Raw genomic sequence first — 24,947 nt, 5'->3', positions numbered from 1 at the left:
CCCAAGTAGGACGTCAAGACAATGAGTCATAGCGCTATTTTATCGGTCGGATAACTGATAAAATAGCAACATCCTATATTTAGCCTATTGTTTTTTAGTAAATTAAATTCTGCTTTTCTAGATTTATATTCCTTTTATCTGAGTGTCATAACAAGAGAACCGTCATTATGTTCCAACTTCATCATAAACTTGCTGCCGATAGTTTTTTAGTGGGTGATTTCCCATTATCGACTTGTCGTTTAATCAATGATTGCCAATTTCCTTGGTTAATATTAGTGCCGCGCGTATCAGGCATCAAAGAGTTATATGAGTTATCTGAAGCCGATCAAACACAGTTTTTACGTGAGTCAAGCTGGTTGTCGAGTCAGCTAGCCAAGACCTTTCAAGCTGATAAAATGAATGTAGCTGCACTCGGTAATCAAGTACCACAGCTACATTTTCATCATATCGTTCGCTATCAAAACGACATGCAATGGCCAAATCCAGTATGGGGAGTTCCTGCTATTCCTTATACTAAAAAAGTGTTGGCGCAGATGCAGCAGACGTTAATGATGGCATTGCGTGGTCATCATCAAATGCCGTTTGACTGGCAAATGTAATAAATACCTGATTAGTAACAGGTCGGTAAGTTGATTGGCAAATTGATAATGATACTCTATTGGCGAGGTATTGATTAACTGGGTATCGATTGACCCATCAAAATAACTGGAAAAATGGCTAAACGTTTAAAGTTAGGCTTTATTTTGGTGTCTTAGTCGTTTTACGGTTATGTGCCAACGTTATGCTCAGTTATTACAGCCCCTAATTTTTATATATTAATAGGTTTTAAGTATTTGAAATCCAGATAAATATTATCTGGATTTTTTGTGTTTGGTTTAAACGATATGTCTTATAATCCCGATTTAGTAGCATATTAAGACAAGATGAGTGATGAGTGGTAGGCTTTTGGCTATCAGTGACATGGGTTTTGTTGCATTTAAAAAGTATAATGTAATCATTGATTAATTTTATACATAACTTGGCATAGAGGTAGGTAGTACGCGTGTGCTATCCTCAAGCCTTTTAGTTTTTTACATAGCCTGTTTTACGTAAGCGAATACTTCATATGCCTTTTTTAGACACGCTGAGACCAAATCACTCTTCAAAAAATGAAGGGATTTATCGATTTGACTATCCAGAAGTCTTCGTTTTAATGCTTACGGTCATACTCCTCGCTGTACATTTTAATTTTAGACCTACTTCAATGGCACTGCTCGTTATTGTTTGTCTACCAAGTTTAATGATTTTGATTTATAACTATCGCCGCCAAAAAAGCTTTTGGACGTCTAACATTGTTATCATTTTACTATCGGTAGTTATTGGGTCGATACAGTTTTGCACGGTTATTTCGCTTAGCTTAGCCGCGCTTATAGCACTCAGAATTATTATCAGTAGCCCTGAAAATCATTTAAAACTGATTGCCGTCTCTATAATCACCGTCATTGTTTTCTATTATGTTAGCGTTACCCTAAGCAGTGCTGATATAGATTGCCATGAAGGCTGGACCACACCAATAATATTATTAGCCAGTATGATCGTCATACTGTATCAGTTTTGGCATGTGTACCAAGAGTATATTGGTTATGAAACTCGTGCTCATCAGGCCGTTGGGCGCTTAAGCACGATGGTCTCCGTCATTAATAAGTTGACGCGCTTCATACCTCCGCAAGTTTGGGAGCCTATCGTAAAATCTGATAGCCCAGTTACTGTTGCTAATAAGCGTGCTAAGCTGACGATTATGTTCTCAGATATCGTTGGCTTTACGGAGTTGTCAGATAGTTTGAGCGCTGACAATTTGGCTGATATCTTAAATACTTATATGCATTGTATGACATTGATAGCAAACAAGCATGGCGCCGTACTTGATAAATTTATTGGTGATGGCATGGTGTGTTTTTTTGGTGAGCCAAATAGTCGCGGTGCGCGCCAAGATGCTTTAGACTGTATTGCAATGGCAATAGATATGCGTCGCGAGATGCGAACTTTGAGGCAAAAATGGCGCTTGATGGGCTTTGAGGGGTTGTACATTCGCATCGGTATTAGCACAGGTTATTGCCATGTTGGTAATTTTGGTAGTAATAATCGTCTAAGCTATACTCTTATTGGTAAAGAGGCCAATCTAGCAGCAAGACTTGAATCGAGCGCTGGTAAAGATGAGATACTGGTCAGTGAGAGTACTTACGATTATATCTGTCATAACTATGACTGTCAGCATGCGGGTGCGTTCAAGTTAAAAGGTTTTGATAGCAAGGTAAATGCATGGCAAGTGCTGGATCCAGATACGTATAAAGGTCATTTATCAAAGTGGGTTGATCACACACTACCAGGTTTCAATTTGCATCTAAATTTTAAAGATATGAAGGATAATGATTATCAAGATATCAGAGCACGCTTAAATTTTGCGCTTGAACGTGTCGAGCAGGAGCAAGAAAAAGTGGCAACTGACATAGCGGCAGCAAGCAAACGTAATGACAATCAATGACAATCGTCCAAAAATAATGTTTATAAAATCAAGCGCAAAAAAGCCAGCTACTATTATGATAGCTGGCTTTTTTATCTAATGAAGTAAACTGTAATATTAGGACGTGTTCTAGCGTTTAGTGGTTTTCTTTTGCATGGTTGAGCGTATATTTAGGAATCTCAATGGTTAAGTCTTCATCATCGAGCATGACCTGACAAGATAGGCGTGAGTCAGGCTCTAACCCCCAAGCACGATCTAATAAATCGGCTTCAATATCATCCATTTCATCTAAACTATTAAAACCTTTACGGACGACCACATGGCATGTGGTACAGGCTTTTGACATCTCACATGCATGTTCAATTTTAATGCCTTTTTCCAATAGCGCTTTACATAAGTTGCTGCCAGCTTCTAGCTCGACTTCGGCGCCTTCAGGGCAAATTTCATGATGCGGTAGTACGGTAATTTTTGGCATAAATCGTCTTTCCAGTGCTAATCAATTAAAAGAATAAAAATATAAGAAATGAGCTTAGTATGGTGACTAAGTCACATTTTAAATGTATCTGCTACCAATCTTGGGCATTCGTGCCTGCCATGCTGGCTTTGACGCTTTGATTCATAATACGGGCAGCAAAAGCATCACTGTGAGGCTTGAGCTTTGCTTGCTGTGCTTCGATAAGTGCCAAATCATCAGTACTGAGCGTTGTCTGCAACACTTGTATTTGCTCAGCCAATGAGTGTTGCTCCTCAGACGACAATAAAGCTGCAAATTCTTTAAGGGCAGATTGTAGCGCTAATACTTCACGCTCCGCTTCTACTTTGGTTTCGATTAAAGAACGTGTATTTTTATCTTCTTCTGCATGCTTGAATCCTGCGACGAGCAATTGCTCTTTTTGCTCATCTGATAACCCATAAGAAGGCACAATCTCAATCTTACTTTCTGTCTTGGTTGTGGTTTCCTGTGCGCTGACGGTTAGTTGTCCATTCGCATCGATACTAAAGGTCACTTCAATACGAGCAAATCCAGCTTTCATCGGCGGGATACCATATAGCTCAAAACGACCCAATGAACGGCAGTTATCTACTGTCTCGCGCTCGCCCTGTACCACATGAATCACCATGCCTGTTTGACCATCTTGATAGGTGGTAAACACTTGGCGTTTTTTGACAGGGATAGGCGTATTACGTGGAATCAGTACTTCAACTAAACCACCCATGGTCTCAAGACCAAGCGATAGCGGCGTTACGTCTAACAATAGTAGGTTGTTATTACTATCGCCATTGACCAATTGATGCGCCGTTTGGGCAGCACCCAAAGCCACGACTTCATCTGGATTTAGACGACAAAGTGGTTGCTTGGCAAAAAACTCTGTCACAACTTGTTGTATAGCAGGCATACGAGTAGAGCCACCGACCAAAATCACTTCGTCTAGATCAGCACTCAAAAGCTTGGCATCACGCAGTACTTGTTCGCATACGCTCAGTGTACGGCGGCTAACTGGCTCTGCAATAGCCAGCAAATCTGTACGGCGAAGCACACCTTGGTAAGATTGCTCATTGACAGTGATGTCAATATTGACTTGCTCAGCATCAGTCAGGGCTTGTTTATAAGCCTTGGCTTGTTGGGCGAGTATCGATTTATCATGACGACTCACATCTTTAGGATCGATATTTAATTGTTTGATAAGCCAATTGGTCATTAGACGATCGATGTCATCACCGCCTAATGCACTATTACCGCCAGTTGCCAATACTTCAAAGACGCCATCAGTCAGCTTTAAGATAGAAACATCAAAAGTACCGCCACCCAGATCGTAAATTAAATAATAACTTTCTTTATCGCTGTTTTGCGTTGACTGGTCGAGACCATAGGCGACGGCAGCAGCAGTAGGCTCATTTAGCAGGCGTAACACATTGATACCAGCCGCTTGGGCTGCATCTTTAGTCGCTTGCCGCTGTGCTTCATCAAAATAAGCAGGGACAGTAATGACCGCACCCTCGATACTGTCTGCAGGCAATGCGCTCGCTGCCCGTTGCTCAAGCGCTGCTAAAATACGTGCTGATACTTCAACAGGCGATACTTCACCTTGAGCCGTCACAAATGCTGGCATGTCATCTTTGCTGCCGCTTAACTCATAAGGATGAGAGAATTTAATATCAGCTTGACTACGCCCCATAAAACGCTTAGCCGAGACGATCGTATTTTTTGGATCATCCGCTAAGTGAGCTAATGCAGCAGAGCCAACTAACGGCTTACCTATACTTGGATAATAGACCACAGAAGGTAATAAGGTATCGGTAGCTGCGCTTGCCTCTAAGACTTGCGCCTTGCCTGAGCGTACTACCGCGACCAATGAGCGCGTAGTACCAAGATCAATTCCTAGGCCAAAACGATGCTGATGGGGTTGGGCGCTTTGATTTGGTTCGGCAATTTGCAATAAAGACATAAGATAACTCAAAGATAAAATGAAGGAGATAAAATTAATAAGTGAAATGAAACAAATATGATAAGCGCACTATTGTAGTTTAACTGCGTTGTATGCACGTGAAAACGAAAATACTTAGCGATTAAAAGTGCTTAAAATAAGGGATTATACGGCATCGCTGTGACTATTTTAACCATCGCTTATAATATAGTTTTCAAATAAGCGTCATAAGCTAATACCATTTATAAATAAATTTGGCATATAAAATAAATTAACAGGCTTATACATCAGTTAGTTAGACGTATAAATCATCATCATCTGAATGCTCAGCAGTCGCTAACTCATCGATACCAGTAGTCACGTCAGCATTTAATTTGACTAAGAATTTTAGTTTTTGTGTCGCATCAATCGCCGTTTGCCAATCTTGGTTTTGATAAGCATCGTTAAAACGCTTAGACTGTTTTGCCAGTCGCTCGGTGATTTGAGGGTGTAGTTGTTGCAATGTCGCACGATCTTTACCCTCGATAGCGTCATCTAAATCCATGCGCATCTGCATCGCATCTTCTAAAAAGTCCAAGTCTGCAATTGAATGCTCTAGATTCTGTGCTTGATCTGCCATGTCTAGTAGATAGCTAGCACGACTATCAGGCGCACTTAACGCTTGGTAGGCTTGATTGATTAACGCTGAGGCTTGCTCAGACTGCTGTTGCGCTTGCGTAGTATTGGCTAGATTCTTGGTGACATTATCAGGATGATAACGTTTTTGTAGCAGACGTAGATGCTGATCGAGACTCTCTTGATTGACTTCAAACTGTACAGGCTGCTCGAATAGGGCAAAGAAGTTATCAAACTGGGCTTCTGCAGTAATGTCTGTCATATCATACGCCTTGCTTATTATTTATTTTGAAAGTTTTCTTTAGCTGAGAACATATTTATTATGGCTTAAATATAGAGTCAGGAAACTCTAAACTCAATGGTTTTTAACCTTTGAACCATTAAACGGTAAAAGACTCGCCGCAACCACATTCGCCTTTTTGATTGGGATTGGTGAACTTAAAGCCTTCGTTAAGACCTTCTTTTTCGTAGTCCATCAACAAACCATCTAAATAGACCAAACTTTTAGGATCAATAAAGATGTTAACGCCGCGGCTTTCGTAACGCGTGTCATTTTCATCAGGGGTATCTACAAACTCTAAAACGTAAGCTAAGCCTGAGCAACCCGCGGTACGGATACCCACTCGAATACCTTCGCCTTTGCCGCGATTGTCCAAAAAGTCTCGAACATGCTGAGCGGCGCGTTCTGTCATTTCAATCATGCCAACTCCCATTGACTATAAATAATAAATATCAATCAAAAAAATCTGTATAAACTGGCAATGAAAATAGCGCATTTGCCAAAAAAATCTTAATAACGACCAGTTAAGAATCACTAGAAAATAAAAGGTGACAATTACATTAGCGTTATTGTCACCTCTTTAGCGTTAGTAGCTGTTCAATACATCGACTACTAAAGTACTTTCATTAAGACCGTGTACTTAGAAGTACAATACTTACGCTAATAGGTTTAGCTAGCCACTTCTTCTGTCTCTACTGCTGCGCTATGCTTGCCTTTATAGTCGCTAATAGCGGCTTTAATGGCGTCTTCAGCAAGTACAGAGCAATGCACTTTTACTGGTGGTAAGGCCAACTCTTTCGCGATATCGTTGTTTTTGATTTCGCCCGCTTGATCCAAGCTTTTGCCTTTTAGCCACTCAGTCACGAGCGAGCTTGAAGCGATTGCCGAACCACAGCCATAAGTTTTAAAGCGTGCATCTTCAATGATGCCATTATCATCAACTTGAATCTGTAGGCGCATTACATCGCCACAAGCTGGGGCACCAACCATACCAGTACCAACGTTTTTGGCATTTTTATCAAGATTGCCGACGTTGCGTGGATTTTCGTAATGATCAATAACTTGGTCACTATAGGCCATGGGGTTTTCTCCTAGTTAGATGACGAGCAGTCAATTACTGACTTTAAATGTCTAACTACTCATCGATAATTGGGGTCAAACATTTAGTTAATAGAAACGGTATTTATAAAAACGGTATTTATAAAAACTGGATTTATAAGTGTCTGATCAATCGTTTAATGGTTCTGTTTGATAACTGTGTCGTTGTTTTCGGTAATTTTAGTGCTCAGCCCATTCGACTGAATCTAAATCAACACCTTCTTGGTACATATCCCAAAGTGGTGATAAGGCACGTAATTTATCGACTGCTTCATGCATTTGTTTGATGACAGTATCGATATCTTCTTCGGTGGTATAACGACCAAAGCTGAAACGAATTGAGCTGTGTGCTAATTCATCTGGGCGACCAATAGCGCGTAATACATATGATGGTTCAAGCGTCGCTGATGTACAGGCTGAGCCTGATGATACGGCTAAGTCTTTGAGTGACATCATGAGAGACTCGCCCTCAACGAAGTTGAAGCTGATGTTTACAATGTTAGGTACGCTGTGCTCAAGATCACCATTTAGGTAAATCTCTTCGATATCTTGTAGACCGTCCCACAGTTTTTGGCGTAGCTTGGCTGCATGTGCATGGTCTTCTTCATAACGCTCATTGGCTAAAGCAAATGCTGCCCCAAGACCAACGATTTGATGCGTCGGTAATGTACCTGAACGCATACCGCGCTCATGACCACCGCCATGCTGCTCTGCTTTCAAGCGGATACGTGGCTTACGGCGAACAAATAATGCACCAATACCTTTAGGACCGTAGGCTTTGTGACCTGAGAAGCTCATCAAATCGATCTTCGTGGTTTCAAGGTCAATCAATACTTTACCAACAGATTGTGCGCCATCGACGTGGAAGACCACACCTGCTTCACGAGTGATTTCACCAATGGCAGCGACATCAGTAATCGTACCAAGCTCATTATTTACCATCATGAGTGATACTAAGATAGTATCGTCACGTAATGCTTCTTTCACTTGCTCTGGTAAGATTAGCCCAGTGCTTGGCTGTGGCTCAAGATAAGTAATCTCAAAACCTTCTTGCTCAAGCTCACGGCACGTATCTAATACGGCTTTATGTTCGATCTTACTGGTAATGATGTGCTTACCACGAGATTGATAAAAGTGGGCGGCACCTTTAATGGCTAAGTTATCTGATTCTGTTGCACCAGAGGTAAAGACAATCTCGCGTGGATCAGCGTTAATGACTTCAGCCACTTGTTGACGCGCTGTTTCTACCGCTTCTTCTGCTTGCCAGCCATAGCCATGCGAGCGCGAGGCTGGATTACCAAAGATGCCATCTACTGTCAGATACTCGCTCATCTTAGCAGCTACTGATTTTGCAACTGGTGTGGTGGCGGCATAATCTAAGTATATAAGGTTGTTATGTTGGCTCATGCTGGGTTTGCCTCGCTGTTCGATAGGGTAATAGTGTTGATATCTTTTATGGAAATCTCTTTGGTAGAGCTGTGCTGACGCTCTGACACTGATTGCACATTTTCCATGTCTAATAATTGCGCTAATGTTATATTTTTCAAGTACTGTTCGATATGATTGGACAGTGCACACCATAAATCATGGGTTAAGCACATTGTACCACCTTGACAGTCGCCGCGTCCTTCGCACTGCATCGCATTAACCGACTCATCGACGGCAGATATGATGCTCATGACGTCTATTTCATGCAATGGTTTGGCTAGATGATAGCCACCGGCCGCACCTCGGATGCTAGTGACCAGACCACGCTTACGAAGTTTGGAAAACAGTTGTTCAAGGTAAGAGATAGAAATCGATTGCCGCTTGGCGATATCAGATAAGGAGACTGCAGTGTCTTGTTGGCTGGTCTGTAATGCCAAATCCAGTAACGCAGTAACGGCATATCTGCCTCGAGTAGTCAAACGCATGTGTTATCTCCAAACTTTTAAGTCATTTTTATTTAACAACGACCTTAGCAAAATGATAGTGGTGGTAGCTTGTAGCGCAATATGAAAGCTACTGATGGAATCACATAACCGCTAAGTTGTGTCTTATCGTTATTAAACAGCAGATGATTAACCCGATGTGTGCAACGATTAAGCCAATTATACTTAATCCTGAGTAATTTAGTCAAGATTAAAGTGTGGTTGAATGGTTAATCGAGCTTATCACTATGATTGATAAAAACAATGGTATTAAAAGGAGGGACTATAAGATTGAGAACATTGATTCCTAGCATTTTTGAAATACTAAAATACAGTCTTGAAGTTCGAGTATTACGTTTTTTTAACTTCTATCAATTATATTAGGGCGTGCTGAATGTTCAATACGCCCCAGTCATCTAAGCGCTTAGTATATTAAGCGCTTAATATGCCTTAATCGGCATCAAACGCGTTTGGTAAAGTAAGTAGCTTGTTATTGGTAAGCTGTCATTGGTAAGCTGACATTGGTAAGTCGTCGTTGGCGACATTAATTCATTAATAGCGCGATAATGGCTGCGATCATAATAACGAGAGCAGCCACGGTGACGATTATCAGGGTTTTTTGTTTGCTCTGTAACTCTTTAACCGTGATTTCAAGCTCACGGTTTTTAATAGTCAAGGTGTTTATTTGGGTTTGTTGCTCTTTGATGCGTAATTTATAGCTGTCCTTTTTGTCAGCCATTTCAGCTTCAGTAGGCTTGGTCTTACCTTTGCCACCTTTTATCTTTTTAATAAGACCTTGAATTAAGCTGCCAAGACCGAGCTGCATAATAAACTGCTTGACCAACTGTACTTGAACAGACTCACCGCGCATTTGTAGTTTTTCGATGGTTTCGCTGTCATGAGTGGTGATCGCATTGATCACTTGGATGCTATAAGCATTAATGATGACGTCAGGTTCGCTGCGGTCAATAGGTAACTCTGCGTCTAATAATACGCCTTTGGTGCTAAACGTGGCAAACACTTCAACATGCGGTAGATACAAGCGTAGCGCCACGACAGTACCTTGCTTGGCAAGTGGGTAAGCGGCTTTACGTAGTTCGGGATCTAAACGTAACAATAGTGTCAGCGCCGACTCGATGAACACCAGAATGATATTAAGAAAAGAGTGAGACAACGTAGAACGCTTCATGTAAATAATCCGTTTTATATTTGGCAAATTAGAGGCAAAAGACAAACAAGAGTCAAAATTGACCCAAAAGGTGCAGTGATATTTTGCTTATAGTAACGCCTTTATAATAAAAAGTAACGCTAGTTTCTGTCAGTTGGAAAATTATTACTTTACAATTTGGTGATCAACAAGGACACAGATATTTATGACTGGCGATGCCTCAGTATGAGATGACATCTCTTTGAACGATAAGGCAGTATAGAGGTTGACTCGCTAAGTCGAAGTTAGGAAAAGCCAAGGTTACTAGCGGTTATAACAGTTGCAGAGGCTTTGCGTAACATTGAGTGTCAAATACGTAGTACAGTAGGCAAAAATATGTAAAATCGCTTGCGCTCCTTATGCTGCCTTGATATAAAGACGATAACAAAGCGAAACCTGTTAATACGCCAGTCAGGCAGTTTTTATTGCTTAAATGCTATGAGAGCGTTACAATGCTTGGCGTGAGCGTTTATTATCCCCCTTAAACTTGAAGGAAATTTTATGAATAAGTCAGAATTAATTGATAGCATCGCAGACAAAAGTGGCCTAAACAAAACCCAAGCTGGCGATGCATTGAATGCTGTTATGGAAAGTGTTGGTGAAGCGCTAGAAGCTGGCGATAGCATCTCATTGGTTGGTTTTGGTACTTTCAGCGTAAAAGACCGTAAAGCACGTACTGGCCGTAACCCTAAGACGGGTGAAGAGCTTAGCATTCCAGCAAGTAAAGTACCAAGCTTTAAAGCGGGTAAAAACTTAAAAGAGCGTTTAAACTAAGCCGTTTTATTAAAAACGGATGCTGTATAACGACGTGATATACGAACGAACACAGCATTTACTTAGTAAAGCACTATATGGTTTATAGCATGGCTGAAAAGTCATAATATGAATCATAAGAAAGCACCTAAATATTAGGTGCTTTTTTTATCGCTATAGTTTGTATCATACCACGTGAATATTTTGAGTCTGCATCAAAAATCACGTATCATAGGGCGCGCGATAGATGCGTTGTTTAAATAAGGCTGTTTTACTCAGTCTTGTTGTTTTATATCAAATTCACACGTTCTTATTCTTACCATTGCCTGCTTAGATAGCATTGATATTAATAGTAATATTACAATGGTTTTTCATCAATATAGGTTTATAAAGCAGAGATAACTATGGATAAATTGCGCGATTTCTTAAAAAGCTGGCCAGGTCGCATTTTATTGATTTTATGCCTATCGCCGCTCGCTCTATTGGGTGTCGAAAGCTATTTTGGAGGCGGGGTCGATCCCAACCAAGTCGCTCAGGTGGGTGAAGCAAGCCTAGGGTTGTCCGAGTATCAGACTGCCGTAAATAACCGTCGTACTGAAATACTAGAACAAGTTGATGATGCCAGTCTATTAAATGAAGATGTATTGCACGAGCAGGTGCTCAAAGGTCTCATTGATCGTACGCTATTGGAGCAGCAAGCGGGCAAGCTTGGTATGACAGTCTCTGATGACACGATTAATCGTTTATTGCGTGAAGAAGAAATTTTTAAGGACGCAGAAGGCAATTTTTCTAACGACCAATTTTCAAACTTCTTGCGCCAGCGCGGCATGACCAAAGATCAGCTATTTGCTGAGTTTCGTAACCAGTTAAGCCTCGACCAGCTCAATGCCAGTATTGTTGGCACGGCAGTATATCCCATGCAAGCGGTCAGTCAATTGATTGACTTACAACTTGAGTCGCGCAATATCTGGCTGCATCGATTTAATTGGCAAGACTATGCAGATCAGGTCAAGTTAAGCAAAGGCGATATACAAGCCTATTATGATGCCAATAAAGACACGCTAAAAAGTGCGGCGATGGTAGATTTGGCATATTTGCAATTAAGTCCTAAAACCATTCAAGTGAATGAGGTTACGGAAGAAGATTTGCAGCAGCAATATGAAGTTTATAAGCAAGGGCTAGCTGTTGTCGATGAACGTAAAATCAGTCAAATCCTATTAACGGGTAAAGATGCGAAGACCAGAGCGGCCAAAATCAAAGCTCGCTTGGATAAAGGTGAGTCTTTTGCCGCATTGGCTAAAACTGAATCAGATGATCCATCAGGAGCAACAGGTGGCGATATTGGTACCTTTAATCCCTCTGTATTTGGTAATGATGCTGCAGCGGTTGAGCAAGCTTTAGAGGGCTTAAGCGTGGGTGATGTAACAGCACCTATTAAGACTAGCTTTGGCTATCAGATATTTACTGTAACCGAAGATAACGGTAGTAAAATCCCAAGCCTAGAAAGCATGCGTGCAGAGCTGACAGCAAAAGCCAAAGAATATAAGCGTCAAGAAATCTATGCAGATAAAGTGACAGCGATTAATGACTTGGCAGCAGATGGCTTTAGTATCGAAGACATCGCTCAGCAAGAGAACGTAACGCTAAAACGTATCAAGGATTATCGTAAAGAAAACAACAAGTCGGAGCTATCACAACCAGCAGTGATTAAGCAGGCTTTTGATGAGTTTACCATTCAAGATCAGGCAGTAACCGCAGGTATCGAAGTCGGTAACGGTACGGTATGGGTGCAGCCAAGCAACTATCGTCCTACGAAAACGCTTAGCTTAGCTGCTGCTACACCAAAAATCACTCAGATATTACGTCAAGAAAAGGCAACGGCATTGGCGCTAAAAGAGGCGAAGAAACTAGCCGCTGGTATTAAAACGCCTGCTGATATCAATAAACAGCCAGTACGTTTTCAATCATTAGGTGAAGTTAATCGCCAAACCACTCTATTGACAGAGAAAGAACGCGGATTAGCCTTTAGTCAGCAAGCAGCTAATAATGGCGTCGTTGCCATTGCCAGTGAGACTGAGATGGGTGCGACTTTGTTGGTCGGTGATCGTATTAAAACAGAGGAGCAGTCGCCATTATCTGATGTGCAAAGAGCACAAACAGCTGCCATCATTCGTGATAACTTGGGGCAAGATCAGCTACAAGATTACTTGGATTATCTCCGCTTGGTATATAAAGTTGAAGTTAATGACGCCAATATAGCAAACGCGCAAGGGCGTTAGAAATAAAGCTATTAAGGAAAACTTGAGATACTTACTTAGTCATTCTTTCTGAATAACCTTTTCAAGTTTTAAGCATAAAAAAGCCACTGTCTACAGTGGCTTTTTTAATGAGTATTACTTTTATCATAAAGATTTAGCATTAATGGCGATACAAAATTCAATACTGCTATCAATGCTACTATTCAAAGTGATACGGAACAATTTAATGGCGGAAATGACGCATACCAGTGAATACCATCGCGATGCCATGCTCATTTGCCGCAGCAATGGTTTCGTCATCACGCATAGACCCACCTGGCTGGATAATAGCAGCAATACCGACTTGGGCAGCGTTATCGATGCCATCACGGAATGGGAAGAAGGCATCTGATGCCATAACAGCACCTTCAGTAGCCAATCCAGCGTGCTCAGCTTTGATAGCAGCGATACGCGCTGAGTTGACACGGCTCATCTGACCAGCACCAACACCGATAGTACGCTGACCTTTGGCATAAACAATGGCATTAGATTTGACGTATTTTGCTACATTCCAGCTGAATAATAGATCGGCGATTTGCGCTTCTGTTGGTTGTACATCAGTGACAATCTTTAAGTCATTGGCTGTAATCAAACCAAGATCTTGCTCTTGTACTAGCAGTCCACCGTTGACGCGCTTGTAGTCAAGCTGACTATCGCGTTGATCTGGCGCTGGCAGTTCGCCGCACACCAATACACGGACATTTTTCTTAGCAGCTGTCGCTTCAAGCACACCATCTTCGATGCTTGGTGCAATAATAACTTCTACAAACTGATTGTCGATAATGGCTTTAGCAGCTACTAACGTCAATGGGCGGTTAAAAGCAATGATGCCGCCAAAAGAAGACTCAGGATCAGTACTGAAGGCAGTGTTATACGCGGTTACTTGATCGTTATCCACAGCGACACCGCAAGGATTGGCATGCTTAACGATTACGCAAGCAGGGGCGCTAAAGGCTTTCACGCACTCAAGAGCAGCATCAGTATCGGCGATATTGTTATAAGACAGCGCCTTGCCTTGCAGTTGCTTAGCAGTCGCTATAGAAGCTTGTTGGCTTTTTAGCGGATGGTTTTCTGTATAAAAAGCGGCGTTTTGATGTGGGTTTTCGCCGTAGCGTAGATCCTGTGCTTTTTCGAGCTGCACATTAAAGGTACGTGAGAAATTCTCAGGTTGCTGGCTTTCATTGACACGGCTACCTAAGAAATTGGCAATCATTCCGTCGTACTGTGCAGTATGCTCAAAAGCCTTAACCGCTAAGTCATAGCGCAAAGCAGGTGTCAGCTCGGTGCCATCACCTAAAGCGGCAAGTATGCGCTCATAATCTGCTGGATCAGTCACGATACCCACATGAGCGTGGTTTTTCGCTGCAGAACGCACCATCGTAGGACCACCGATGTCGATGTTTTCGATAGCATCGTTCATGGTGACATCCGCACGAGCAATGGTTTCAGCAAACGGATAAAGGTTGACGACAACCAAATCAATACGCTCAATCGCGTGCTCACTCATGACGGCATCGTCTGTACCACGGCGTCCTAAGATGCCACCATGAATTTTAGGATGTAGCGTTTTGACACGGCCATCCATCATTTCAGGAAAACCTGTGTAATCGGATACTTCGGTCACAGCAACATTGTTTTCTGTGAGTAAACGATAAGTACCGCCAGTAGACAGTAAGCCAAAGCCTGACTTAATAAGGCCTTGCGCAAATTCAACGATATTGGATTTATCAGAGACTGACAATAGAGCAAGTGGGGTTGTACTCATAAGAAAATTTCCATAAAAAAAGCCTGACGTAAACGTCTGGCAAGGTGACAATGACAATTGTTGCAGACAATATCATGGTGGATAGCGTCAATAACGTTAAATTGCCATACATAATGATTGGTAATAAAGACAGAGAAATGCATATAGCAGATGCTACATTAAGTCATAAGTTTTGAGTTTTTTGCGTAAAGTGCCACGATTCAGACCTAAGATTTGTGCACACTTGGTTTGATTGCCTCGCGTTTTTTCAAGGACAACCGATAATAGCGGCTCTTCAACTTGTTTTAAAATAAGCTCATACAAGTCTGTCGGCATCTCATCACCTAGCATCGCGAAGTACTGTCGTACCACACGCTCCACATGTACGCGCAGTGGTTCATGACGCTGGCTCGCATCGCTGTCTAATGAGGAGTCAACATGACGAGTTGAATGATGGTTAGCTGTACTATAATCGGCAGGATGCTCAGAGCTTGTGGCAAAATGATTGGCATTATGCTGTGCATGAGGTGCCATAAGATAATGTCCTTGGGATTGGAAAGAGTCAAACCATAAGATATCAGGGTATTATATCAAATTAATATCGTTTAGCGCTGACAGATTAACCTTATATTGGCAGCAGTATGACTAGGGTATATGCTTACTATTATAACATTGCCACAAAATATAACTGGCTGGGTCGCACTTGCATCACTACTGAACTTGCGACCTGTCTACGTTTTTCTGACGATTGAAGTTTTAAAAGACAAGGTTGTTTATAGATAGACAATATTTTGTTGGTAATTATCCATTCAATACAGAGGACTTATAGTCACTTCTCGAATTTGTCTATTAGCAACAGGGATGGTAAATAATATGTTTCGACTACTGTTCGCCGCTAATTGGCTTTGCTTGCTTAATAGATAATCAGCTGGCGTGGCGATGAATTCTCCAATCATATCATTTGCGCCGTATACGCTGACTTTAACATTCGGATACAGCTGTGCTTTGGCACTTTGATTGTTTAATGTGGCACTGACATCGCTCGACTTTCCATCCATCTTAATCTTACTCGATTTATGATTAAGGTTGGTAATCGTGAATGCTGTTAGATCGGCACTAGGTAAACTACAGGCAGCGACTGCACATACTGATTGTAAGCGCTCTGCATGCACTGGGTTTTTCATCAAAGTTTCTAGATTGAAAATGACGTATTGAGCAAAAAGTAGCAGTGCTAATACTAAGCATCCTAGTGTCCATAATAAGGATGCGATAGAACGTCTCTGCGGCGTAGGTGTAAACTTTGCTTGTGCTTTTCTCACACGCTCTTCGGAGGTTAACGCTTCATCTTTCAGTGGTACACCCATATCGAGCAACAGTTGTGATAAATCGGTATCGTCTTGTCGAACCTCTTCGCTTTTATTTTGTTCTTTTAGGAGTTTTTCGAGCCAAGAATTGTCCGCAGTATCATCCACATTGGCATGAATATCATTAGCGGCTGCTGAACTGAGCGCCATTTGTGCTGATGAGGGATTTTCTGTTGTAGCATCAGATGATACTTTCGCTGATGACCCGTTGTTTTTATCTGTTTTTTTAGAGAGGTTACTTGGTGGTTGGTTGTCTGCTGTAGAAGTATAACTGCTATTGTTCATATTGCTTGCTTGAGTCAGCCAAGCATCCATACTATCTAGAGAATCATACTCTAAAACACTTTCTTCTGGTTCATCGCTATCCATATCATCATAGATTAAGCCGTCATGAATCAAATCATCCTCAATTAAAGTATCAGAGGAAATATTTTTTGAATGTGGAGGAGTGAGTGACGGCTTAGTGGCGCCTGCTGCATGTTGATTTTTATTATGATTGTCAGCAGTTTGTGCAGAATGTCGATTTGAATCGGCTAGCGTATTGATGTCAGTCGTTGTATTTTTTTGAATCGCGGAAGTACTGACAGCATCGGCAGTGAGGATAAGATGTTTATTGACCAAAAAACTCTGTTGGCATTGATCACAGCTAACCGTGGCGTTTACTTTATTCAACTGTGTTTGCTGTATTTTAAAGCAAGCTTGGCAATGAGGGCACTGAGTTTTTATGGGCGTGGTCATAGGGTCGAATCCAAAAAATTATGGTTATCAATACCGCTTAGCCACTCGCTAATAGTTGCCTATAGTGCTAATACTGCTGTTTATAGCAGCTTTAAATGTCCATAAATCATGAGTAAGGACAGAGTGGCGTCAAATGCATGACATTTGACTGCCCTCTATCGTAACAGATGTAATTAAATGTTGCTAGCCTGTAAATGTACCAGATAAACGCTGCCAATGTTGGTCTTCTTGCGCTGTAAAAGCATGCTTTGCATCAAGCGCAAAGTAAGGTTGATAAGCCGCCGTTACTTGTTCGGTTTGTGACTCTATTAGACCGGCCAATACAATGCGACCTTTTGGTGCGATTAAGGTAGCAAAGTAAGGCGCTAAGCCAATAAGCGGCTTGGCTAGAATGTTTGCAACGATTACGTCTACAGGTAATACATCGTTTTGTGCGCAGTAGTCAGTGAAGTCTTCTGGCAAAAACGCTTGCAGACGATCCCCAACGTGATTGCGTGCGGCATTTTGATTGGTTGCTAGCACTGCTTGTGGGTCGATATCGACGGCATACACGTGGCGCGCACCTAATAACAAAGCAGCAATGCCTAAAATACCTGAACCGCAACCATAATCAATCACCACTTTGTCTTTTAGATCTTGTTCTGTTAACCAGTCAAGACATAAGCGGGTAGTGGCATGATAGCCTGTACCAAAGGCTAGGCCAGGGTCCATAATAATGTTAGTCGCCTCAGGATTGGGCGGCGTCAGCCAGTTGGGTACAATCCATAAATTATTGGCACATTCGATAGGATGGTAATTGCTCATCCATTCGCGCTCCCAATCTTTATCATCGACAGCCGTGAGCCAGATACGGGTGGCTTGCACTTGTGCTGCGATTTCATGACTGAGCTGCTCGACTGCCTGACGACTGCCAGCATCGGTGGTCGCATCAAATAGCCCTGTCAAGATAACTTCATCCCATAGCGGTGATTCGCCAGGTAATGGCTCAAATAAAGGCTGGTCACCTGCGTCGTCTAAGGCGATGGATAATGCACCTGCTTCTAGGAGCAGTGCCTCAGCCAAATCGACGTTTGCTTTTTCACATTGTAAATGCAGTTGTTGCCATGCCATAACGATAACCTTAATTAAAAATAAATGTCTATTTTGGATAAATGATGCGTATGTACAATATAAAAAGTGAATAGATACCAAGTGATAAACTTGGTATTTATTCACTTCGCTATGTCTTGATATTAGCGTAAGGCTTGCTTCGCTTCACTGATGACGCGAGTGTTGCCTTGGGCTTGTCCTGATTGCAAAATAATTTGCCACAGCGCGCGACGACGACTGGTATCTTGAGAAACACTCAGGCCACGGCGTGCCATGGCTTCTGACTTGCGCGGCTGGTTCTTTTTTAATGCCACTTGTGCCAAATAGAAATACACCGCAGAAGATTTAGGTGCTAGGCGCTGTGCACGGGTAAAGCTGTTTTCAGCATTGGTCAGTTTGCCAGCTTTTAGTTGACTGATACCTGCTTGCATCAAATTGCGAAATGCTGGCAGGTTGCTATTGTTGGTAGTAGCTTGCTGTGTCCGTTGCTGCGAGTTTTTTCTTGCCTGTTCTAGCAATTCGTTGTGTGACGGTGCTGACGGCTCAGAGATGATGTAGTCATCACGCGAAGGAATGATTATAACTGAATCAGGTTGGGTCAACACAGGACTAGATGGTGTAAATACAGGCGTCTCTTGAGTCAATGGATTGGTTGATTCGGCTGGCTCAGAGGGATTATAAGGCTCAATGGGGTAGTCATCCTCGTCCTCTGTTCTGACAATGGGCGTTTGCGTCACAGTCGCTATGGGGGCTTTAGCTGTCTGCGATGATGGCAGCGTTTGAGTCGGTACGGTTTTCATAGCGGTAGATGCAGTCGGCGCAGTCTGGCAAGCGCTCAAACTCAACATGCCAGCTAGAGCACTGACTGCCAGCATCGTATTGGCTGGCTTGATTTTGATAGACCGCGTTATGACGGCTGACCTAGCTGATACAGTTTGCTTGAGAGATAACATTAAGTTGAGACCTTTTTTAAGTTTCACAAATAACTTTAGAACCATTCAACGGCACGATCATACCAAGTATCGGCACGACTTTCTGCATCATTACCATTTGAGCCATCACTGTTTTCTTGGTTGTCGCTATCAACAGCTTCGCCATTTGGAATCTCTAAACCTTCACTACGGCGCTGCTGGTTCTGTTCACGAGCACGATCTTGTTGATATAAGCCGACAGCGCAACTGCTGGCTTCTTCTGGTAAATATGCCGACAGGACAGGCAGATAGCGTGCATCTGCACAGCGCTCATTAGACAGCTTGCCTGAGTTGTTCTCTAACCACAACCATTCAATACCTTCAGGCTCTGGTAGTGCCACAGGCGTCAGTTTCAAGCGATTCATATAGTCAACCCAAACTGGCAATGCGCCAGTACCGCCGCTTAAACCAATTGGCTTGTTATCATCACGGCCAACCCAAACCACACTGACATAGTTACCACTGTAACCTGCAAACCAAGCATCGCGGTAATCATTTGTGGTTCCTGTTTTGCCAGCAAGATTTAGATTGCTACCAAGTGATTGCACGCGTTTGGCAGTACCGTTTTTGACCACATCTTGTAAAGCATAGTTAATTAAGAAATTGGTCTCAGGCGGAATACTACGCTGAGTGTTGAGTCCAGTACGTTGTAAAATACGACCACGGTCATCAATGACGGTGCGAATACTATGGATAGGCGTACGGAAGCCACCAGTTGCAAAGACTTGATAGACACCAAGCATGTCCATTGGGCTAAGATTAACAGAACCTAACAATGCTGATGGATAAGGTGGTATTTTTTCTTTGATTCCCATGCGCTGTAACTGCTTGGCAAAGGTATCGACCCCAAACTCCATACCTAAGCGTACCGTTGCTTGGTTATAAGACTTTGATAAAGCAGTGGTAAATGGCACATAACCATGGTCACGATTGTCATAGTTCTTGGGGTTCCATTTAGTACCATCGCTTAGATTGACGGTAATCGGTGAGTCATCGACTGAGCTTGCAAGATTATAGCGCCCACTTTCAAGCGCTGTCATATAAATAATAGGCTTCAATAACGAACCCACTTGGCGCTTGGCATCGACCGCACGGTTAAAGCCGGTAAATTCACTGCCACTGCCCACTACAGATACCAGCTCACCAGTCTCAGGATTGGCACTCACTAAGGCACCTTGCAAGTCTTTGGTTTTGCTACTATTACGACGCAGCTCACCCAATTTTCTATCAACCGCTTTGTCTGCGGCTAATTGTGCAATAGGGTCTAAAGTACTGATAATGATAAGACCTTCATTTTTGAGGTCATCAGAATAGTACACGGTATTCAGCTCGCGCTTGACGATATCCAAAAAGTCAGGGAATTGACTTTTGCCTTCGACAGGTTTGTCCACGACACCAAGTGGCTGCTTTAGCGCTTTTTCATAGTCTTCTTGACTGAGTGAGCCAACGGCCAGCATGTTGCCCAGCACGACGTCACGGCGCGCTTTTGAGTCGTTTGGATGGCGACGTGGGTTGTAGATACTCGGGCCTTTTGCCATACCGACTAGCAGGGCTTGCTGATCCAAGCGCAGCTCATTCAGTGGTTTATCAAAGTAAAACTGTGATGCCAAGCCAAAACCATTAATAGAGCGGTTGCCGTTTTGACCCAAATAAATCTCGTTGAGGTACGTTTGTAGAATTTCATCTTTGCTATAATGTAGCTCGAGCAATACTGCCATTAACGCTTCGTTGGCTTTGCGCTTCAGCGTACGGTCTGAATTGAGATAGAAGTTTTTAATCAGCTGCTGAGTGATGGTCGAGCCGCCTTGTCTAGAGCCACCAGAGAAGTTGTTCAGTACGGCACGTGCAATGCCTCGTATAGAGACGCCTTTGTGCTCATAAAACGCACGGTCTTCCGTGGCTATTAACGCATCAATGAGTGGTTGTGGTACTTCATCTAACGAGACGACCAAACGATCTTCATTACTGTCAGGATAAATACCACCGATACTCACCGGCTCTAAGCGAATGATGCCGCTTTTGGCAGGTAAAGTACTTTGTACGGACTCAATCTTATTACCAGCAATGGTCATTTTTATGACTTGCTCTTTATCCACATCATTGGCGCTATAAGTAAAACCGCGAGTATGAATAAAGTAGGTATTACCTGATCTATGATAGGTTCCCGTGCGATCATAAGCTTTGTTGCTTTGATAGTTCAGCAACTCCAGCCATGTCTTCATCGTATCTTTGTCGACACTCGCGCCTTGATACAATTCAAGCGGCTGCGAATACACTTTAGCAGGGATATCCCAGCGCTTACCTTCAAACTTATGAGTAATGGTGCGATCAAGTTTGATTAAATATAGCGCCAAGAGCACCATGCCAGCAATAATGACAATTAAGATAAGACTACTAAATACCAACCCACGCTGCTGTGAAGGGAGCGTGTGGTTAACAGATTTAGAGGACTGTGTTAACTTGGTATTTGGTAACTTGGAATTGGATGTTTGCACTGATGTCGCACCATTTTGGTATAAAAAACTGCCTCATAATGACGCAAATTGACAAATTTTTCAATCTATCATCGTCAACGCAGGCATTCATTGATTTTAAGCTGTGCGTGGTTATGCTCTTCACAGCACTTGCTTATAGTATAATCTCTGTTAAAACACGGTCATTGCTAACAAAGCATTAAAAGCTTTAGATTGGCAATATCATTGTTATATAAGTGTCATATTAGCTTCATGTCACCATGTAACCATGTCACATAGCCATGCACGATAGCAGTTTAGAGACGCGCCAACGATGTGTTTTTTATGAATTAACCGCTACTGTTATTGTTTTATTTTTTGTGAGCCGTGCTGAAAGTTATTTAAAACAGCTGTTTTAGATAAGTCTTCTGCATAGGCGTTGAGTCTCGTTAGTGATAGTAAGTTTACTTAAAGCGAATAAGGTTCGAGCAAACCTGTCTAAAGGAAGTAAGCGCGATTATGTCCAATGTCCCATCATCAATGGCATCGACCACCAGCCAGCATTATGAAGATAACTCTATCATCGAAGGTTTAGTACTGCCACTCGCAGGTCACTGTTTCCACTGCGGTGATCCTGTACCGCAGCCGCCGTTCCATGCCAAGATATTGGGTAAGCCGCGTGAGATGTGCTGTATGGGCTGTCAGTTAGCCTCTCAAAGCATCGTAGAGGCAGGGCTTGAGCAGTATTACTTGGACCGCTCAGAGATTAATCGTACGGCAAGTCTACCGACGCAGTTGACTCGCCTTGAGGCGTATGACCATGACGAGATCAAATCACAATTCGTCTATGCTCAAGACGGACTGTCGGTTGCAGAGCTGTCCGTCAATAACCTACGCTGCGCGGCATGTACTTGGCTAATTGAGTCGCGTCTCGATGAGTTAGAGGGTATCAGTAAATGTCAGGTGAATTTGACCAATCAGCGTATGCGTGTGATTTGGAACGAGGATAAGCTGCCGATCAGCCGTATTCTTGCCACCATTAATGAAATCGGCTATGAAGCCAAGCCTTATCGTCAAGATACGCATGAGGCGATGCTGGCGCGTCATAACAACCAAATGCTGATACGTCTTGGCATTGCCGCGTTGGGCTCGATGCAAGCGATGATGTATGCCGTTGCCATCTATTTTGGTGAATACAGCGATATGCTAATATTTCAGCGTGATTTTTTGCGCTGGGTGTCTTTATTTGTCAGTACGCCCGTTTTCTTCTATGCGGGTGTCCCGTTCTTTACCTCAGCGTGGTCGGCAATTCGTGCCCGTCAAGTCAATATGGACGTGCCCGTCAGCATCGCGCTGATTGTGACTTTTTTCGCGAGCCTATATGCCACCATCACTGGTCAAGGGGAAACCTATTACGATTCGGTCAGTATGTTTATTTTCTTTTTACTGGCAGGGCGTTACATTGAGCATAATGCCCGCCTAAAAGCCGCCACCATGGCCAATGACTTGGTTGTGGTTGAGCCAGTACTGGTACAAAAAATTGCGGAAGATAAAGAAGCCGCCGAGCTTATATTACAGCAGTTAAAGAAAAATGAGCTCAAGAAAACAGCTATAAATGAAGACGTGAGCAATCAAGTCAGTAATTTGGATACAAATGAGGCGAGCACATCAGCTAATCCAACGCCTAATTTTATGCAAAGCATGGATGCCAATGTTCATCAGCTCACATCAAAAATTGCACAAGACTGGCAACGCACGCGTACTCAAAAATCAGCCATATCAACAACAGCAGATGAGGCAAAAGAAAAACAAATGGTCACCGCCCATAGTTTGCAAGTGGGTGATATCATTTTAGTTGAGGCTGGCTCTGAAATCATCAGCGATGGTATTTTGCTGAGCCAGACTGCTACCGTGTCGCAAAGCCTATTGACGGGTGAGGGCGACTTGATTATCAAGAGCCAAGGTGACTATATCGTCGGCGGTGCACAAAACGATAGCCAACCGTTTGAGATGCTGGTCACAGCATTGCCAGCAGACAGCCAAATTGGCTTAATTGATCGGCTGATGAACCGTGCCATGAGTGAAAAGCCCAAACTGGCACAGCAAGCAGACAAGCTGGCACGATGGTTTGTGGCGCGTATTTTGGTATTGTCTGTCTTGGTATTCATTGGTTGGTATATCGTTGACCCAAGTCAAGCGATTTGGGCTACGGTCGCGGTATTGGTCGCGACTTGCCCTTGTGCGCTGTCTTTAGCGACACCGATTGCGCTGACGGTCGCGACCAATCGACTGGCAAGCTATGGCTTTTTGACGACGCGTGGACATACGCTACAAACTTTAGCGGAAATCACTCATGTCGCCTTTGATAAAACAGGCACTTTAACTTATGGTAAGCCGAATTTATTAAATATTGAGCTGCTTAAAGATAATGATATTGCAACGGCTACAGATGAGCAAAAAGATACGGTATTAGCCATCGCTGCGGCTCTAGAAGTAGGGAGCCGTCATCCTATTGCACACGCGCTGCTTACCGCTGCCTATCAGTTGCATTTGCCATCGACGCAGGCCTTACAGCATTATCCAGCAGGCGGTGTCGAGGCAATGATTGATGGCGTATTATATCGAATTGGTCATGTGGATTTTGCGTTAAACGATGCTGATAATGATATGGTCATTGATTTAGTATCACAGCGCGCCAGCTCAGCAGTGGTTTTATCTTGTCAACAAAATGACTCGGTCACTTGGCAAGCGCTGGCATGCTTCTATTTCAATGATAAGGTGCGTGATAGTGCCAAAGCCATGCTCGATACGCTTAAAGAGTTGGGTATTGAGACAGTTATGTTGACTGGTGACCCAAGCCCGCAAGCGCTGGTATTGGCTGAAAGCTTAGGGATGCATTCTGCTTACAATGGTCTATCGCCAACAGACAAGGTTACTCACATTCAAAAACTACAGGCGGAAGGTGGCGTAGTGTTGATGGTGGGAGACGGTATTAATGATGCGCCAGTGCTAGCCGCAGCAGATGTCTCGACTTCTATTGCGGGGGCGGCAGATTTGGCACAAGTATCGAGTGACAGTATTATCTTAAATGGTCAAATCGACGCTATTACTGCGGCTAAGCGTATCTCTGATAAAACGGAACGTATTATCAAACAAAACTTCCGCTGGGCACTGATTTATAATGGCAGTGTGCTAATACCAGCAGCGTTAGGCTATGTGCCACCTTGGCTGGCTGCTATTGGTATGTCATTAAGTTCATTGTTTGTGGTCTTAAATGCGCTGCGCTTAAAGCGTGCTTAATACCTATTCAAAAAAACGATTAGCTGCGCCATACTTACTTAGCCTACTAATGTAGTACTGAGACTCATCTTCCTTGCTGCTCACATTTTTCCAAACAGTATGTCTATCATAAGTATTTAACTTTACCCATAAAAAAACCGCCTTTAACTATATGAATAGCCAAGGCGGTTTTTTTATTTAAATGACTGTTAAATAATATTTA

General features: G+C 42.8%; 19 protein-coding genes. 5 read left to right on the top strand and 14 right to left on the bottom strand.

Going from position 1 to position 24,947, the window contains the following annotated elements; genetic code table 11:
* Nucleotides 1-167: 167 nt before the first annotated feature.
* Nucleotides 168-599: an HIT domain-containing protein gene (locus JMV76_RS03235; RefSeq protein WP_201501583.1), complete on the top strand. Its 432-nt coding sequence runs from the start codon at nt 168-170 to the stop codon at nt 597-599.
* Between the two features lie 644 nt (nt 600-1,243).
* Nucleotides 1,244-2,521, top strand: a complete 1,278-nt coding sequence (locus JMV76_RS03230; RefSeq protein WP_227681671.1) for an adenylate/guanylate cyclase domain-containing protein — start codon at nt 1,244-1,246, stop codon at nt 2,519-2,521.
* 115 nt (nt 2,522-2,636) lie between these two features.
* Here JMV76_RS03230 and fdx read toward each other — a convergent pair whose 3' ends face one another.
* From fdx to JMV76_RS03190, 8 genes are all read right to left on the bottom strand, one after another.
* Entirely contained in the window at nt 2,637-2,975 is a 339-nt protein-coding gene (gene fdx, locus JMV76_RS03225) for an ISC system 2Fe-2S type ferredoxin (RefSeq protein ID WP_045445066.1), read from the bottom strand.
* A 91-nt stretch (nt 2,976-3,066) separates the two neighbouring features.
* Nucleotides 3,067-4,947, bottom strand: coding sequence for a Fe-S protein assembly chaperone HscA (hscA, locus tag JMV76_RS03220; protein WP_201501581.1), 1,881 nt, complete (start codon nt 4,945-4,947; stop codon nt 3,067-3,069).
* Between the two features lie 274 nt (nt 4,948-5,221).
* On the bottom strand, nt 5,222-5,803 hold the full coding sequence (hscB, locus tag JMV76_RS03215; RefSeq protein WP_055124405.1) for a Fe-S protein assembly co-chaperone HscB: 582 nt from the start codon (nt 5,801-5,803) through the stop codon (nt 5,222-5,224).
* A gap of 118 nt (nt 5,804-5,921) precedes the next feature.
* Entirely contained in the window at nt 5,922-6,242 is a 321-nt protein-coding gene (iscA, locus tag JMV76_RS03210) for an iron-sulfur cluster assembly protein IscA (RefSeq protein WP_045445072.1), read from the bottom strand.
* A gap of 248 nt (nt 6,243-6,490) precedes the next feature.
* Entirely contained in the window at nt 6,491-6,901 is a 411-nt protein-coding gene (gene iscU / locus JMV76_RS03205; protein ID WP_201501580.1) for a Fe-S cluster assembly scaffold IscU, read from the bottom strand.
* A gap of 198 nt (nt 6,902-7,099) precedes the next feature.
* Nucleotides 7,100-8,326, bottom strand: coding sequence for an IscS subfamily cysteine desulfurase (locus tag JMV76_RS03200; protein WP_201501579.1), 1,227 nt, complete (start codon nt 8,324-8,326; stop codon nt 7,100-7,102).
* Nucleotides 8,323-8,832, bottom strand: coding sequence for an Rrf2 family transcriptional regulator (locus tag JMV76_RS03195; RefSeq protein WP_045451863.1), 510 nt, complete (start codon nt 8,830-8,832; stop codon nt 8,323-8,325). Before JMV76_RS03195 ends, JMV76_RS03200 begins: the two co-directional genes overlap by 4 nt.
* 541 nt (nt 8,833-9,373) lie before the next feature.
* Entirely contained in the window at nt 9,374-10,018 is a 645-nt protein-coding gene (locus JMV76_RS03190; RefSeq protein ID WP_201501578.1) for a hypothetical protein, read from the bottom strand.
* 519 nt (nt 10,019-10,537) lie between these two features.
* On the opposite strand from JMV76_RS03190, the gene JMV76_RS03185 reads away from it, so the two are divergent.
* Together JMV76_RS03185 and JMV76_RS03180 are read left to right on the top strand one after the other, a co-directional pair.
* Nucleotides 10,538-10,810: an HU family DNA-binding protein gene (locus tag JMV76_RS03185; protein ID WP_045445077.1), complete on the top strand. Its 273-nt coding sequence runs from the start codon at nt 10,538-10,540 to the stop codon at nt 10,808-10,810.
* A gap of 383 nt (nt 10,811-11,193) precedes the next feature.
* A complete protein-coding gene (locus JMV76_RS03180) occupies nt 11,194-13,068 on the top strand; it encodes a SurA N-terminal domain-containing protein (RefSeq protein WP_201501577.1) in 1,875 nt (624 codons plus the stop codon).
* Nucleotides 13,069-13,270: 202 nt separating this feature from the next.
* Here JMV76_RS03180 and purH read toward each other — a convergent pair whose 3' ends face one another.
* The 6 genes from purH to mrcB all read right to left on the bottom strand — a co-directional run bounded on the left by purH (nt 13,271) and on the right by mrcB (nt 21,487).
* A complete protein-coding gene (gene purH, locus JMV76_RS03175) occupies nt 13,271-14,851 on the bottom strand; it encodes a bifunctional phosphoribosylaminoimidazolecarboxamide formyltransferase/IMP cyclohydrolase (RefSeq protein ID WP_201501576.1) in 1,581 nt (526 codons plus the stop codon).
* Nucleotides 14,852-15,004: 153 nt separating this feature from the next.
* Nucleotides 15,005-15,364 carry a DNA-binding transcriptional regulator Fis gene (gene fis, locus JMV76_RS15050; RefSeq protein WP_087816165.1) on the bottom strand — a complete coding sequence of 120 codons (360 nt, stop codon included), beginning with the start codon at nt 15,362-15,364 and terminating at the stop codon, nt 15,005-15,007.
* 275 nt (nt 15,365-15,639) lie between these two features.
* Complete coding sequence (locus JMV76_RS03165) at nt 15,640-16,932, bottom strand: DUF3426 domain-containing protein (RefSeq protein ID WP_201501575.1); 1,293 nt, start codon at nt 16,930-16,932, stop codon at nt 15,640-15,642.
* Nucleotides 16,933-17,115: 183 nt separating this feature from the next.
* Nucleotides 17,116-18,042, bottom strand: coding sequence for a 50S ribosomal protein L11 methyltransferase (prmA, locus tag JMV76_RS03160; protein ID WP_201501574.1), 927 nt, complete (start codon nt 18,040-18,042; stop codon nt 17,116-17,118).
* Between the two features lie 122 nt (nt 18,043-18,164).
* Nucleotides 18,165-18,974 (bottom strand): tetratricopeptide repeat protein, encoded by an 810-nt coding sequence (locus JMV76_RS03155; RefSeq protein ID WP_201501573.1) that lies wholly within the window; start codon nt 18,972-18,974, stop codon nt 18,165-18,167.
* Between the two features lie 35 nt (nt 18,975-19,009).
* Entirely contained in the window at nt 19,010-21,487 is a 2,478-nt protein-coding gene (gene mrcB, locus JMV76_RS03150; RefSeq protein WP_060490725.1) for a penicillin-binding protein 1B, read from the bottom strand.
* 477 nt (nt 21,488-21,964) lie between these two features.
* On the opposite strand from mrcB, the gene JMV76_RS03145 reads away from it, so the two are divergent.
* Nucleotides 21,965-24,745, top strand: coding sequence for a heavy metal translocating P-type ATPase (locus JMV76_RS03145; RefSeq protein ID WP_193009462.1), 2,781 nt, complete (start codon nt 21,965-21,967; stop codon nt 24,743-24,745).
* Nucleotides 24,746-24,947 lie beyond the last annotated feature (202 nt).

It is taken from the genome of Psychrobacter cibarius (assembly GCF_904845955.1).
In the GTDB taxonomy this organism is placed as follows: domain Bacteria; phylum Pseudomonadota; class Gammaproteobacteria; order Pseudomonadales; family Moraxellaceae; genus Psychrobacter; species Psychrobacter cibarius_B.
Note: the sequence above shows the minus strand (reverse complement) of the source record. Positions and strands in the feature narration are given on the sequence as shown.

Bases quoted from the DNA above. Each gene is read 5' to 3' on its own strand.
- JMV76_RS03235 (WP_201501583.1), top strand. From the start codon at position 168: ATGTTCCAACTTCATCATAAACTTGCTGCCGATAGTTTTTTAGTGGGT.
- JMV76_RS03230 (WP_227681671.1), top strand. From the start codon at position 1,244: ATGGCACTGCTCGTTATTGTTTGTCTACCAAGTTTAATGATTTTGATT.
- fdx (WP_045445066.1), bottom strand. From the start codon at position 2,975: ATGCCAAAAATTACCGTACTACCGCATCATGAAATTTGCCCTGAAGGC.
- hscA (WP_201501581.1), bottom strand. From the start codon at position 4,947: ATGTCTTTATTGCAAATTGCCGAACCAAATCAAAGCGCCCAACCCCAT.
- hscB (WP_055124405.1), bottom strand. From the start codon at position 5,803: ATGACAGACATTACTGCAGAAGCCCAGTTTGATAACTTCTTTGCCCTA.
- iscA (WP_045445072.1), bottom strand. From the start codon at position 6,242: ATGATTGAAATGACAGAACGCGCCGCTCAGCATGTTCGAGACTTTTTG.
- iscU (WP_201501580.1), bottom strand. From the start codon at position 6,901: ATGGCCTATAGTGACCAAGTTATTGATCATTACGAAAATCCACGCAAC.
- JMV76_RS03200 (WP_201501579.1), bottom strand. From the start codon at position 8,326: ATGAGCCAACATAACAACCTTATATACTTAGATTATGCCGCCACCACA.
- JMV76_RS03195 (WP_045451863.1), bottom strand. From the start codon at position 8,832: ATGCGTTTGACTACTCGAGGCAGATATGCCGTTACTGCGTTACTGGAT.
- JMV76_RS03190 (WP_201501578.1), bottom strand. From the start codon at position 10,018: ATGAAGCGTTCTACGTTGTCTCACTCTTTTCTTAATATCATTCTGGTG.
- JMV76_RS03185 (WP_045445077.1), top strand. From the start codon at position 10,538: ATGAATAAGTCAGAATTAATTGATAGCATCGCAGACAAAAGTGGCCTA.
- JMV76_RS03180 (WP_201501577.1), top strand. From the start codon at position 11,194: ATGGATAAATTGCGCGATTTCTTAAAAAGCTGGCCAGGTCGCATTTTA.
- purH (WP_201501576.1), bottom strand. From the start codon at position 14,851: ATGAGTACAACCCCACTTGCTCTATTGTCAGTCTCTGATAAATCCAAT.
- fis (WP_087816165.1), bottom strand. From the start codon at position 15,364: ATGGCACCTCATGCACAGCATAATGCCAATCATTTTGCCACAAGCTCT.
- JMV76_RS03165 (WP_201501575.1), bottom strand. From the start codon at position 16,932: ATGACCACGCCCATAAAAACTCAGTGCCCTCATTGCCAAGCTTGCTTT.
- prmA (WP_201501574.1), bottom strand. From the start codon at position 18,042: ATGGCATGGCAACAACTGCATTTACAATGTGAAAAAGCAAACGTCGAT.
- JMV76_RS03155 (WP_201501573.1), bottom strand. From the start codon at position 18,974: ATGTTATCTCTCAAGCAAACTGTATCAGCTAGGTCAGCCGTCATAACG.
- JMV76_RS03145 (WP_193009462.1), top strand. From the start codon at position 21,965: ATGTCCAATGTCCCATCATCAATGGCATCGACCACCAGCCAGCATTAT.